Source organism: Citrobacter sp. S-77 (assembly GCF_963864895.1).
GTDB classification, from domain to species: Bacteria; Pseudomonadota; Gammaproteobacteria; order Enterobacterales; family Enterobacteriaceae; genus Citrobacter; species Citrobacter murliniae.
Map to the genome: position 1 here is coordinate 4,519,844 of NZ_CAWLWU010000002.1, position 13,109 is coordinate 4,532,952.

13 protein-coding genes are annotated in these 13,109 nt (G+C 52.3%); 3 read left to right on the top strand and 10 right to left on the bottom strand.

Going from position 1 to position 13,109, the window contains the following annotated elements; translation table 11 throughout:
* Positions 1-252: 252 nt before the first annotated feature.
* From livF to livK, 5 genes are all read right to left on the bottom strand, one after another.
* Positions 253-966, bottom strand: a complete 714-nt coding sequence (gene livF / locus AACS05_RS22155) for a high-affinity branched-chain amino acid ABC transporter ATP-binding protein LivF (RefSeq protein WP_136345540.1) — start codon at positions 964-966, stop codon at positions 253-255.
* A gap of 1 nt (position 967) precedes the next feature.
* A complete protein-coding gene (gene livG / locus AACS05_RS22160) occupies positions 968-1,735 on the bottom strand; it encodes a high-affinity branched-chain amino acid ABC transporter ATP-binding protein LivG (protein ID WP_003023438.1) in 768 nt (255 codons plus the stop codon).
* On the bottom strand, positions 1,732-3,009 hold the full coding sequence (gene livM, locus AACS05_RS22165) for a branched chain amino acid ABC transporter permease LivM (RefSeq protein WP_045448520.1): 1,278 nt from the start codon (positions 3,007-3,009) through the stop codon (positions 1,732-1,734). Before livM ends, livG begins: the two co-directional genes overlap by 4 nt.
* Positions 3,006-3,932, bottom strand: a complete 927-nt coding sequence (gene livH / locus AACS05_RS22170; protein WP_045448521.1) for a high-affinity branched-chain amino acid ABC transporter permease LivH — start codon at positions 3,930-3,932, stop codon at positions 3,006-3,008. The genes livM and livH overlap by 4 nt, the downstream gene beginning before the upstream one ends.
* Positions 3,933-4,036: 104 nt before the next feature.
* Complete coding sequence (gene livK, locus AACS05_RS22175) at positions 4,037-5,146, bottom strand: high-affinity branched-chain amino acid ABC transporter substrate-binding protein LivK (protein ID WP_045449822.1); 1,110 nt, start codon at positions 5,144-5,146, stop codon at positions 4,037-4,039.
* A 616-nt stretch (positions 5,147-5,762) separates the two neighbouring features.
* On the opposite strand from livK, the gene panM reads away from it, so the two are divergent.
* Entirely contained in the window at positions 5,763-6,146 is a 384-nt protein-coding gene (gene panM, locus AACS05_RS22180) for an aspartate 1-decarboxylase autocleavage activator PanM (protein ID WP_045449824.1), read from the top strand.
* Positions 6,147-6,357: 211 nt separating this feature from the next.
* Here panM and livJ read toward each other — a convergent pair whose 3' ends face one another.
* The 5 genes from livJ to ftsY form a co-directional block, all read right to left on the bottom strand.
* Positions 6,358-7,461, bottom strand: a complete 1,104-nt coding sequence (gene livJ, locus AACS05_RS22185) for a branched chain amino acid ABC transporter substrate-binding protein LivJ (RefSeq protein ID WP_144243088.1) — start codon at positions 7,459-7,461, stop codon at positions 6,358-6,360.
* 270 nt (positions 7,462-7,731) lie between these two features.
* On the bottom strand, positions 7,732-8,586 hold the full coding sequence (gene rpoH, locus AACS05_RS22190; RefSeq protein ID WP_045448525.1) for an RNA polymerase sigma factor RpoH: 855 nt from the start codon (positions 8,584-8,586) through the stop codon (positions 7,732-7,734).
* 254 nt (positions 8,587-8,840) lie between these two features.
* Entirely contained in the window at positions 8,841-9,899 is a 1,059-nt protein-coding gene (ftsX, locus tag AACS05_RS22195; RefSeq protein WP_045448527.1) for a permease-like cell division protein FtsX, read from the bottom strand.
* Positions 9,892-10,560 (bottom strand): cell division ATP-binding protein FtsE, encoded by a 669-nt coding sequence (gene ftsE, locus AACS05_RS22200; RefSeq protein ID WP_006687468.1) that lies wholly within the window; start codon positions 10,558-10,560, stop codon positions 9,892-9,894. Before ftsE ends, ftsX begins: the two co-directional genes overlap by 8 nt.
* Before the next feature lie 2 nt (positions 10,561-10,562).
* Positions 10,563-12,083, bottom strand: a complete 1,521-nt coding sequence (gene ftsY / locus AACS05_RS22205; protein WP_045448530.1) for a signal recognition particle-docking protein FtsY — start codon at positions 12,081-12,083, stop codon at positions 10,563-10,565.
* Between the two features lie 151 nt (positions 12,084-12,234).
* On the opposite strand from ftsY, the gene rsmD reads away from it, so the two are divergent.
* Positions 12,235-12,831: a 16S rRNA (guanine(966)-N(2))-methyltransferase gene (rsmD, locus tag AACS05_RS22210; protein ID WP_045448532.1), complete on the top strand. Its 597-nt coding sequence runs from the start codon at positions 12,235-12,237 to the stop codon at positions 12,829-12,831.
* The gene (locus tag AACS05_RS22215; RefSeq protein ID WP_045448534.1) at positions 12,821-13,096 is read left to right on the top strand and encodes a DUF1145 family protein; all 276 of its coding nucleotides are present in this window, start codon (positions 12,821-12,823) and stop codon (positions 13,094-13,096) included. The genes rsmD and AACS05_RS22215 overlap by 11 nt, the downstream gene beginning before the upstream one ends.
* Positions 13,097-13,109 lie beyond the last annotated feature (13 nt).

A 13,109-nucleotide genomic window follows, 5' to 3' on the forward strand; every position in this document is an offset into this window, starting at 1 on the left:
CGGGGGTAACATGACATGCTCGAATGACAGAAAAATAACTTTTTTATTACAAAAAAAAGATAGTAAGGCGACAAACAGATGGCAAGGCAGTGAAGGTTATGAGAGGAGAAAGTGGGAGCTAAGACACGTATAGATACGGTGCTGCTTATGAACACTCTGCAGGATGACAACGCTGGTGCGTTTTATCCGGCCTACGATCACGTGTAGGCCGGGTTAAGCGTTTACGCTGCCATCCTGTAGTGCCGCAAAGGGCTAACCGCCGAGATACGCGCTGCGTACCGCTTCGTTGGCAAGCAAGGCGTCACCGGTATCGGATAGCACCACATGACCGTTTTCCAGCACGTATCCGCGGTCGGCGAGCTTCAGCGCCTGGTTGGCGTTCTGCTCAACGAGGAAGATTGTCATCCCCTGCTCGCGTAGCTGCTCGATGGTGTTAAAAATCTGCTGGATAATGATCGGTGCCAGCCCCAGGGAAGGCTCATCAAGTAGCAGCAGGCGCGGTTGACTCATCAATGCACGACCAATCGCCAGCATCTGCTGCTCGCCGCCGGACATGGTCCCTGCGCGCTGGATACGGCGCTCATGCAGGCGGGGGAACAGATCATATACCCACTTGATGCGTTCCTGAAACTGGTCACGCTCAGCAAAGAAGCCGCCCATCGCCAGGTTCTCTTCCACCGTCATGCGGGAAAACACACGACGTCCTTCCGGAACAATCGCTACCGCTTCACGCATAATTTTCGCCGTCTGCCAGTCGGTAATATCTTTACCGTCAAAGACAATATGCCCGCTTGTCGCACGCGGATCGCCGCACAGCGTACCGAGCAGCGTCGTTTTCCCTGCACCGTTGGCACCAATCAGCGTCACGATTTCACCCTGGTTAATATACAGGCTGACGTCGTGCAGCGCCTGGATCTTGCCGTAGTGGGCACTGACTTTGTCAAAGGACAACATGACTTTTTCCATCTTACGCCTCACCAAGGTATGCGCGGATCACGTCCGGGTTATTACGAATCTGTTCCGGCGTCCCGTTCGCCAGCGGCGTGCCCTGGTTCACCACATAAATACGGTCAGAAATGCCCATCACCAGTTTCATGTCGTGTTCAATCAGCAAAATGGTGGTGTTGTGATGATTACGTAGTTCGGCAATCAGCTCGTCCAGCTCTTTAGTCTCTTTCGGGTTGAGACCCGCAGCGGGTTCGTCGAGCATCAGGATTTCCGGCTGCGTGACCATACAACGGGCTATCTCCAGGCGACGCTGATCACCGTACGCCAGGTTACTGGCCTGACGGTTGGCATGCTCCAGCAGACCAATACGCTCCAGCCAGGTAGCGGCGCGGTCCAGCGCTTCACTCTGTGCACGACGGAACGACGGAGTCTTCAGCAAACCAGAGAACACGCCCGTTTTCAGTTGCTGATGTTGTGCTACCAGCAGGTTTTCAATCACCGTCATTTCACGAAACAGACGCACATGCTGGAAGGTGCGCACCACGCCCATACGGGCGATTTGCTGGCCCGGTAGCCCTTCCAGGTGCTGGTCACGCAACTTGATCGTGCCGCCGGTCGGCTTATAAAAGCCGGTCAGGCAGTTGAAGACCGTAGTTTTTCCCGCGCCGTTTGGCCCGATTAACGAAACGATCTCCTGCGGCCTCAGCTCCAGCTCAACGTTGTTGACCGCCAGCAGTCCACCGAAGCGCATCATCAGGCCGTTAACGGATAATAATGGCTGACTCATGCCTGCTCTCCTTTTGCTTGACCGTTTTTCAGCTTCAACTGTGGACGGGTCATCGGCAGCAAGCCCTGTGGACGCCAGATCATCATCAGTACCATTAAACCACCCAGCATCAACATGCTGTATTCATTGAAATCGCGCATCAGCTCGCGTGATACAACCAGCAGGACAGCCGCCAGGATCACCGCAAACTGCGACCCCATTCCCCCCAGGACGACAATCGCCAGCACAAAGGCGGATTCGGCAAAGGTAAAAGATTCCGGGCTGACAAAGCCCTGGCGCGCGGCAAACAACGTTCCGGCAAAGCCGGCAAACGCAGCGCTGATAGTAAAAGCGGTCAGTTTGATGCGCGTTGGGTTTAGGCCCAGCGAACGACAGGCAATTTCATCTTCACGCAACGCTTCCCATGCGCGACCCAGCGGCATACGCAACAGACGGTTAATGACGAAAAGCGAGAACACCACCAGCAGCAGCGCCACCAGATAAAGGAAAATCACGCGGTCAGACGGATCATACTTCACGCCAAAGAAGTTGCTGAAGGTATCCCAGCCGCCTTCGCGGGCACTACGACTGAACTCAAGGCCGAAAAAGGTTGGTTTCGGGATCTGGCTGATACCGTTCGGACCACCGGTCACTTCAGTATTGTTGAGCAACAGAATACGAACGATCTCGCCAAAGCCCAGCGTCACAATCGCCAGGTAGTCACCACGCAGGCGCAGCACCGGGAAGCCGAGCATAAAGCCTGCAGCTGCCGAAACCAGCCCCGCCAGTGGCAGGCAGGTCCAGAAACCAAGACCGTAATAGTGGTTCAGCAGCGCGAAGGTGTAAGCGCCAATCGCATAAAAACCACCGTAGCCCAACACTAACAGACCGGAAAGACCAACCACGACGTTTAAGCCCAGACCGAGGATGATATAAATCATCGTCAGCGTGGCGATATCCACCGTCCCACGTGACACCATAAATGGCCATGCCACGGCAATGACCAGCAGCGCCACCAGGAACAGCTTTTGTTTGACAGTTGAGCCGTCAATCGCTGGCAGAATAAACTTCGGTCCGGAGACGCTTTTCAAGCTCTTCTGGAACACCGGACGCAGCAGCTGGAACAGAAAAACGACTCCAGTGCCAATAAACACCCACTGCCAGCGAATATCACTGGCGACATCAACAACCAGCTTAGTGCCATCCAGCTCTAGCTGGACGCCCATAAAGACACCCGCCAGGATGAAAAACATAACGGCAGAGAGCAGCGCCATCGCAAAATGCATTGGTTTCATACTTTCTCTACCTCCGGACGACCCAGAATACCGGTCGGCATCACCAGCAGCACCAGAATCAGCAGTGCGAACGACACCACGTCTTTGTATTCCGTACTCAGATAAGCAGAGGAAAGTGCTTCAGCTACGCCCAGAATCAGGCCGCCGATCATCGCACCAGGAATGCTGCCAATACCGCCGAGAACCGCAGCAGTAAAGGCTTTCATCCCGGCCATAAAGCCAATATACGGATTAATTACGCCGTAGAACTGACCGAGCAGCACACCCGCCACCGCCGCCATCGCCGCACCAATCACAAAGGTCAGCGCAATGACGCGGTCAGTGTTGATACCCAGCAGACTGGCCATTTTCAGGTCTTCCGCACAGGCGCGGCAGGCGCGTCCCATACGTGAATAACGGATAAAAATGGTCAGCGCCAGCATCGCCATGAAGGTCACTATCCAGATAACCAACTGCATGGTAGTGATGGAGGCAGAAAAGTTTTCGCTACTGCCGATAGTCCATTGACCGTTAAACAGGCTTGGCAGCGCCACATCACGCGAGCCTTCCGTCAGGCTGACGTAGTTTTGCAGGAAGATAGACATCCCGATCGCAGAAATCAGCGCAATCAGACGCTTGGAGCTACGCACGGGCCGGTATGCCACGCGCTCGATACTCCAACCGTAGGCGCTGGCAATCACGATAGCACCGATAAATCCGGCCGCCACCAGCAGCCAGCTGGTATCAATGCCCATCATCATCAGCGCGGCGATAATCATAAAGGAGACATAGCTGCCGATCATATACACCTCGCCGTGGGCGAAGTTGATCATGCCGATAATGCCGTACACCATCGTGTAACCGATGGCGATCAGCGCATAGGTGCTTCCCAGCGTGACGCCGTTAAACATCTGCTGCAAAAAATAGAGGAACTGCTCGGACATAAAATAACCTTTCCAAACCCGCCCGGACGGGATATTGAATCCACTCTAAATAATTCGAGTTGCAGCCAACGCACCTGCGATTCGAAGTATAACGAGTGGCTGCCTTATTTGGCGGCGGTGGAAGAACCATCCGCGTGCCACTGGAAGACACCAAACTCAAATCCCTTCAAATCGCCTTTTTCGTCCCAATTCAGCGGCCCAATCACGGTGTCAGCCCCGTGAGCTTTCAGATCTTTCACCAGCTCCAGCGGTTCTTTGCTACCGCTACGATCCATAGCTGTCGCCAGCGACTGTACGGCGGCGTAGGTGATCCATACATAAGGTCCGGTTGGATCTTTCTTGTCAGCTTTGAGCGCATCCACGATACCTTTATTCGCCGGATCCTGGTCATAGCGTTTTGGCATCGTAACCAGCATGCCTTCAGCGGCATCACCTGCAATGTTGGACAGTGAGGCATTACCCACACCTTCTGGTCCCATAAACTGAGTTTTCAGACCAACAGAACGGGCCTGGCGCAGCATTTGTCCCATCTCCGGGTAGTAGCCACCGTAGTAGACGAAGTCGATGTTCTCTTTTTTCAGGCGAGCAATCAGCGCAGAAAAATCTTTTTCACCCGCGGTGATCCCATCAAAGAAGACAATATTGGCTTTGCCCGCTTTCAGGCTGTCTTGTACCGAACGCGCAAGACCTTCGCCGTACTGCTGTTTATCGTGGATGATGGCGATACGCTGGGGCTTCACCGTCTCCAGAATGTATTTCGCGGCGGTCGGTCCCTGGGAGGAGTCCAGACCTGCGGTACGCATGATGTGCGCGTAGCCGCGTTGCGTCAGTTCCGGGTTGGTGGCTCCCGGGGAGATCATCAAAATACCTTCGTCTTCGTAGATATCGGAGGCTGGCTGAGTGGAGGACGAGCACAGGTGACCAATAACATACTGAATGCCATCGTTAACGATTTTGTTCGCCACAGCCACAGCCTGTTTCGGATCGCAGGCATCGTCATATTCCACGCCCACCAGCTTGTCGCCTTTGATCCCGCCTTTAGCATTGATATCTTTAATTGCCTGACGTGCGCCATTAAATTCCATATCGCCCCACTGCGCGACCGGGCCTGACATCGCTCCGACAACAGCGACCTTAATATCTTCCGCCATGGCAGTGTGCGACATTGCCAGTGCTATCACTCCCGCGATGATTGTTTTCGCATTCCGTTTCATTAACTGAATCCCCATTCGTGATGTGTTTACACTTCATCCTTCAAGCTGCCTCAGTGTTGGCTACCTTCGCTCACCCCAGTCATTTACTTATGTAAGCTCCTGGGGATTTAATGAGGGACATCCCTGTCCCTCACCGAAGGCAGCCTTTGGCTGTTCAAATTCGTTCCAGACGAATTTGTCACTCCCTTGCCGCCTCGATGCAACTTGAATGATTTTGCGTATATATTTTGTATTTATATGGTTAAAAAGCAGACTGTGCTTTTTTTGAACTGCGCTATTTTTACCAGTCTCATTAATGGCTTAGCGCAGCTTTTTAAGCATAATCAGGCTAAAATCTCTATTTTTCAGTCGATTAAGAAAAGATAATATTCTGCTTTTCACTATAGATAAACAAAAAAAAGTGCGTTTGTCAGCATAAAATAACGGCATAATGAGCGGAATAAAATGCTGCATTCCAGGGTATTATCCTGCCTATTTTTCAATCTCTAATGTTTCAAACTGTCATTATCGTTGTTACAAAACTATTAACCTGGTTATTCGCATAAAAAAGAGAAAGCGTCCGGGTGAATTATTTCGGTACACTGATTTCATCTTTTGTGATTTGGACATGCTGTCAATGAAGCTGACCATCATTCGTTTAGAAAACTTTAGCGCTCAGGATCACATCGATCTGGGCAAAATCTGGCCTGAATATTCCGCCTCATCCTTAAGCGTAGATGACGCCCACCGGATCTATGCTGCGCGTTTTAACGAGCGTCTGCTGGGAGCGGTACGTGTGACACTGAGCGGTACGCAAGGCGCGCTGGATTCATTACGTGTTCGTGAAATCACGCGTCGTCGAGGCGTCGGGCAGTATTTAGTAGAGGAGGTTCTCCGGGATAACCCGGACGTTTCATGCTGGTGGATGGCGGATGTTGGCGTCGAGGACCGAAATACCATGGCCGCGTTTATGCATGCGTTAGGGTTTACTGCGCAGGCGGATGGCTGGGAGAAAAGATAAAAAAACCGCCTCGCAATTTTCCAAGAATTTCGCGTTGCAGGAAGGCGGCAAGGGAGTGACAAATTCGTCTGGAACGAATTTGAACAGCCAAAGGCTGCCTTCGGTGAGGGACAGGGATGTCCCTCATTAAATCCCCGGGAACTTACATAAGTAAGTTCCCGGGGGTGAATAACGCAGCCAACGCCCCTGCAGCGCGAAAGGCGCAGGAAAATTATTTGGCGTCGGTTGCAGTACCGTTAGCGTGCCAGTCGAACACGCCAAACTCGAAGCCTTTCAGATCACCCTTCGAATCCCAGGACAGCGGCCCCATGACGGTTTCCACTGAGTTTGCTTTCAGGTATTTGGCAATTTCAGCTGGATCTTCAGACTGGTTCAGACCGGCCTGCAAAGACTGCAGTGCAGCGTAGGTCGTCCACACGAAGGCTCCGCTCGGATCCTGTTTCTTGGCCTTAATCGCATCTACGATTGGTTTGTTCGCAGGAACCTGATCGTAGTTCTTCGGCTTGGTTACCAGCAACCCTTCAGCAGATTCACCGGCAATGTTAGACAGCGATACGTTCGCAACTCCTTCCGGCCCCATAAACTGCGTTTTCAGACCTGCGGCGCGCGATTGACGTAAAATCTGCCCCATTTCCGGGTGATAACCACCATAGTAAACAAAGTCGATGTTCTCTTTCTTCAGGCGCGCTACCAGGGTAGAGAAGTCTTTCTCACCGGCGGTGATCCCGTCAAAGAATACTACGTTGGCGTTGCCTTTTTTCAGACCGTCCTGCACTGCGCGCGCCAGACCTTCACCATACTGCTGCTTATCGTGGATGATAGCGATGCGCTGCGGCTTCACTTTTTCCAGAATGTATTTCGCGGCGGTTGGCCCCTGATCGGAGTCCAGGCCGGTCGTACGCATAACCAGGTTATAGCCACGCGCAGTCAGTTCCGGTGCCGTAGCCGCCGGGGTGATCATCAGAATACCTTCATCTTCATAAATATCTGACGCTGGCTGAGTGGATGATGAGCAAAGGTGGCCGATAACGTATTTGATCCCGTCGTTGACCACTTTGTTAGCGACCGCTACCGCCTGCTTAGGGTCACAGGCGTCGTCGTATTTCACTACGACCAGTTTGTCACCCTTAACGCCACCTTTTGCGTTGATGTCCGCACTCGCTTGTTCTGCACCGGTAAATTCCTGGTCGCCATACTGCGCCACCGGGCCCGACATCGCGCCGACGACGGCAACCTTAATATCCTTAGCAAACGCCATATTGCTCAAAGACAGGGCGATACATCCTGCCAATAACGCTTTACCCTTCATATTCATCCTGACAATCCCCATTATTGTGGTTATTACGTGTGTTGTGATGTTGTTGTTCAGCACTTTATTTCAATTATTGGATAGCCACCCGTGCTTTAGCAGCATACTCTGCTAAAACATACCCGATTTTTATTATTTTGGAATAGCTAAATTTGACATGCAGATAACAACTTGATGACAAAAAGCATAGACCTCAGGAGAGAGCAGGAGAGATAAAAACAAAAAACCCCGGATTTTCATCCAGGGTTTATAAGCATTTCCAGGTTTACTGGAAGGTTACGCTTCGATTGCCGCGCGCAGTTTTTTCATGGCGTTCTTTTCAAGCTGACGCACACGTTCAGCGGAGACGCCGTAGCGATCGGCCAGTTCCTGCAACGTCGACTTGTTGTCTTCGTCCAGCCAACGGGCACGAATGATGTCCTGGCTACGCTCGTCCAGACCCTGCATTGCGTCGGTCAGTCGGTTAGCCGCCTGCTCTTCCCAGTTGTCATCTTCGATGCCGTCAGCAAAGTTAGACGATTTATCCTGCAGATAAAGCACCGGAGCCATCGGCTGGCTGTCGGACTCGTCGTCCGAAGACATGTCAAACGTCATGTCCTGCGCCGCCATACGGGATTCCATTTCGCGGACGTCTTTGCTGGAAACACCCAGCTCACGAGCAACCATTTCAACTTCATCCTGATTAAACCAGCCCAGACGCTGCTTGGTTTTACGCAGGTTAAAGAACAGCTTACGCTGTGCTTTGGTGGTCGCGACTTTAACGATACGCCAGTTACGCAGAACGTATTCGTGGATCTCAGCTTTGATCCAGTGCACGGCGAAGGAAACCAAGCGCACACCCACTTCCGGGTTGAAACGGCGCACGGCTTTCATCAGGCCGATATTACCTTCCTGAATCAGATCCGCCTGCGGCAGGCCATAGCCCGCATAATTACGAGCAACATGAACAACAAAGCGCAGGTGAGACAGGATCAGCGTTTTAGCTGCTTCCAGATCGCCCTGGTAATGCAGCTTTTCAGCCAGTGCCCGCTCCTCGTCAGCCGACAACATCGGCCACGCGTTCGCAGCCCGGATGTAAGACTCCAGGTTACCAACAGGGGCTAAAGCTAAATTTTGCATTTCTTTGGTCATTCAAATCCTCTCAATCTGTATCATCTGGCGCGATGGAAAACCAATAGCAACAACCATGCCAGAGCTTATGAGCAACGAGAATATCATTCAATCTTTTATCAGACAGTGATTTTATCCACAAGTTCCATGTCGTATTGTGTATAAATTACGCACAAAATGTGACATCACGATGAATGCGCCGGGAAGAGAAAACAGTGACTCTTTCCCTGCAGAGCGAACTACTCAGTGCAGGGAAAGATTATACCAGAGATTTTTTAATCGGGGGTAAAGTGGCGTAAATGTTGAACCGTGGCAAGCCAGGCGGCCACCCAGCCAATCATCGAGCACACCAGCAGAAGCAGCAGGCATTCATCAAATGATAAGCCATTGATATCAAACTTTGTTCCAAAAATCTGCGCCACTTCTGTTACCGCTGACGACAGCCGCATCACCAAAATTTCTGACAAAATCAGTGAAAGAAATGCGCCAGAAAAGCCTAACAGCGCCCCACCGTAGAGGAACGGTCGCAGGATAAATCCATCCGTTGCACCAATCAGTTTCTGTACGTTAATGGTATCGCGACGAGCAAAGATACTCAGACGTACACTGTTACCGATGACCAGGAAGACCGCTGCCACCATCAGCACGCCAATCATCGCTGACACACGCCCAACCAGTCCCGTCAGCGCAGCCAGCCGCGCAAACCAGCTGTCATCCATGCGAACTTCATCAATACCATTGATTTGCGTAATACGGTCACGCAGCGTATTCAGCGACTCCGTGCCCTGGAAATCCAGTTTCGGGATCACCACCGCCACAGCCGGAAGCGGGTTCTCTTCCAGCATATCCAGCGCACCACCAAAACCGGACCAGTTGCGGAATTCGCCCAGCGCATCATCGCGGGAAAGATAATTCACTTTCTCCACGCCCTGCTCTGCCTGCAATTGACCCACCACCCGCGCCGCCGCATCGTCATCCAGCGTTTTTTGCAGATAAACAGTGATCTGCGGGGACGGATAATACTGGCTTGCCGCCTGGTTAACGTTCTTATAAACCATGTAGCAGACGCTTGGCAGCGTCAGGGAGATGGCGATTACCATCACCGTCAGGAATGTCGCCAGTGGCTTACTTTTCAGATCCTGTAACGCCCCCTGGAATGCATAGCGCACCTGCTCGTTAAAGACGTTGGTTTTACGCGAGTTCGGCTTCGGCGATGATTTTGCACGCTTTGGCGCGTTGCGACCACCGTCCCCCGGAGCACCGCCCGATTTACGGAAGCGGTCCAGTCGGCCACCAAACTGTTTAATTTGATTGATAGCGTCGCGCCTATTCATGGGCCAGGCCTCCATGCAGATGTCCATCGCTCAGGACAAGCTGACGATATGAACGTCGGGAGATCAGCCCAATATCGTGCGTTGCCATTAATACCGTTACTCCTACGCGGTTAAACTCTTCAAACAAGCGTAAGATCCCTTCCGACAGTGCATCGTCGAGGTTCCCTGTAGGTTCATCCGCCAGAAGTACCGCAGGCTTATTCACTACCGCACGGGCAATCCCCACGCGCTGCTGTTCGCCGCCGGAGAGTTGAATCGGGAAGTTCTTCGCTTTGTCCAACAGCCCGACCTTGTCCAGTGCCGCCGACACGCGGCGACGGATATCGTCCCCGCTGGCACCCGCAATGATGAGCGGGATTGCTACGTTGTCAAAAACGGTTCGGTCCATCAACAGATGGTGATCCTGAAAAATCATCCCGATCTGACGGCGCAGAAACGGCACTTCACGGTTTTTTAAACGGCTAATGTCATGCCCGCTGAAGTAGATTTTCCCGGCGCTGGGCCGCTCAATTCCACAGATCAGCTTCAGCAGGGTACTTTTCCCCGCACCGGAGTGGCCGGTCAGAAACGCCATCTCGCCAGGCTGCATATGGAATGTGACTCCCTGCAGCGCTTGTCTCCCACCGAGATAGGCCTTGCTGACATGTTCAAAGCGAATCATTGTTAATCCTCTCGGGCAAAAAGTGCCTCTATAAAATCGTCCGCTTTAAACGGACGTAAATCCTCGATACGTTCGCCCACGCCGATATAACGGATAGGGATGCCAAACTGGTCGGCAACCGAGAAAATTACTCCACCTTTCGCCGTACCGTCCAGCTTGGTGAGGGTAATACCGGTCAATCCCACCGCTTCATGGAACAGTTTGGCCTGGCTTATTGCATTCTGCCCGGTACTGGCGTCAAGGGTCAGCATAATTTCATGCGGCGCATCCTCGTCCAGCTTCTTCATGACACGAACGATTTTTTTCAATTCTTCCATCAGGTGCGCTTTGTTCTGCAAGCGACCCGCAGTATCAGCGATCAGCACGTCAACGTTACGCGCCTTCGCAGCCTGAATAGCATCAAAGATAACGGATGCGGAATCCGCGCCGGTATGCTGAGCAATCACCGGGATGTTGTTACGCTGACCCCAGACCTGCAGCTGTTCTACCGCCGCAGCACGGAAGGTGTCCCCGGCTGCCAGCATCACCGACTTACCCTGCTGCTCAAACTGGCGCGCCAGCTTACCGATGGTGGTCGTTTTACCCACACCGTTCACACCCACCATTAAAATAACAAATGGCGTTTTACCATCAACATTCAGCGGTTCATCAACCTTTGCCAGAATCTCGCCCATTTCATCTTTCAGCAGACTATACAGCGCTTCTGCATCACGCAGTTGCTTGCGGCTGGCGCCTTCCGTCAGATTGGCGATGATCTTGCGGGTGGTTTCTACACCCACGTCAGCGATCAGTAACTGCTCTTCCAGCTCTTCAAACAGATCATCGTCGATCTTTTTACCACGGAACAGACTGATAAATCCGGAACCGAGGTTTTCTTTTGTTTTCAGCAAGCTGCGTTTAAGACGCGCAAAGAAACCTTCTTTCGTCGGCTTTTCCTGCTCCTGCGCGGCCTCTTCTTCTACCGTTTCCTCTACCAAACCCTCTTCCGCTGGAGTGTCTTCAACCGGTACAACAGTTTCGGCTTCTTCCACCGCCACGGCTGCCAGCGCCTGCGCTTCCAGCTCTTCGTCAGTCAGTTGCGGTTCGTTATCCGCTTCTTCTTCAACCGCCTCCACAATTTCAACGGTTTCCGCTTCGGCCTGCCACTCCTCAGGTGAAGTTTCTTCAGCTTTCACCTCTTCCGGCAGCGGCAACTCTTCGCGTTCAATAACCTCAACGGCGGCCACTGTCGGTTCAGGTGCTTCAACAACCGGCTGAACATGTTCGGCAACGGGCTCTATTTCAGGCTGCAGCTTTTCGATTTCCGCAACCTGTTCCGTGACTTCAACAACTTCAGCAGCAAAAGCTTCTGATTCCGCTTCACTATGCGTTTCCTGCGCGCGAGGTTGTTCCTCTACGACGACAGTTTCTTCGGCAACCGATTGTTGTTCTTCGTTTTTTAATTCTGTCTCGTTTTCCGGTGCCTGCTCTTTTTGACCAAAGCCCAGCCAGGAAAAAAAGCCACGTTTTTTCTCTTTCGCCATTTGCGACTACACTCCCCCGCTGTTGCTTCATGGCACAGCGTCAACGCTATGTACATAGCAGCTATAAAAATGATGAAATAGTCTATCACTTAACTCAACTCACATCACCGCCTGGAACGACATGCTATAGGCGGATTGAGCAATAATCGAAATGAAAAAACCGAATCACTCAGGCAGCGGTCAGATCCGCATTATTGGCGGGCAATGGCGGGGCCGTAAACTCCCGGTTCCGGACAGTCCCGGTTTACGACCGACGACCGACCGAGTCCGCGAAACATTGTTTAACTGGCTGGCCCCGGTGATGGTCGACGCGCGCTGCCTCGACTGCTTCGCCGGAAGCGGCGCGCTGGGGCTGGAAGCCCTCTCCCGCTATGCAGCAGACGCCACGCTGCTGGAGATGGACCGTGCGGTATCGCAGCAGTTACAAAAGAATCTTGCCACACTTAAGGCAAGCCATGCCCGCGTCATCAACACCAACACGCTCGCGTTTCTGGCCCAGGCGGGTACGCCGCATAATGTGGTGTTTGTTGATCCACCTTTTCGCAAAGGTTTACTGGAAGAAACATTAACTCTTCTGGAAACAAACAACTGGCTGGCAAACGAGGCGTATATTTACGTGGAAAGCGAAGTTGAAAACGGTCTGCCTCCGGTTCCTGTTAACTGGTCGTTGTATCGCGAAAAGGTAGCCGGACAGGTCGCCTATCGCCTGTATCAACGCGAAGCCAAAGGAGAGCACAATGCTGATTAATCTGGGACGCTTATTGATGCTGTGCGTCTGGGCCTTTTTACTGCTTAATATTTTTCAGCCGTTTCCACGCCCACTCAACATCTTCGTTAACGTTGCACTGGTGTTTATGGCACTGATGCATGGGATGCAGTTAGCGCTGTTAAAAAGCACGTTGCCAAAAGATGGCCCGCAGATGACCCGCGGTGAGAAAATCCGCATTTTTCTGTTTGGCGTGTTTGAGCTACTGGTCTGGCAGAAGAAAATTAAGACTCAGTTGAAGAAGTAACCGCAATGCCGGA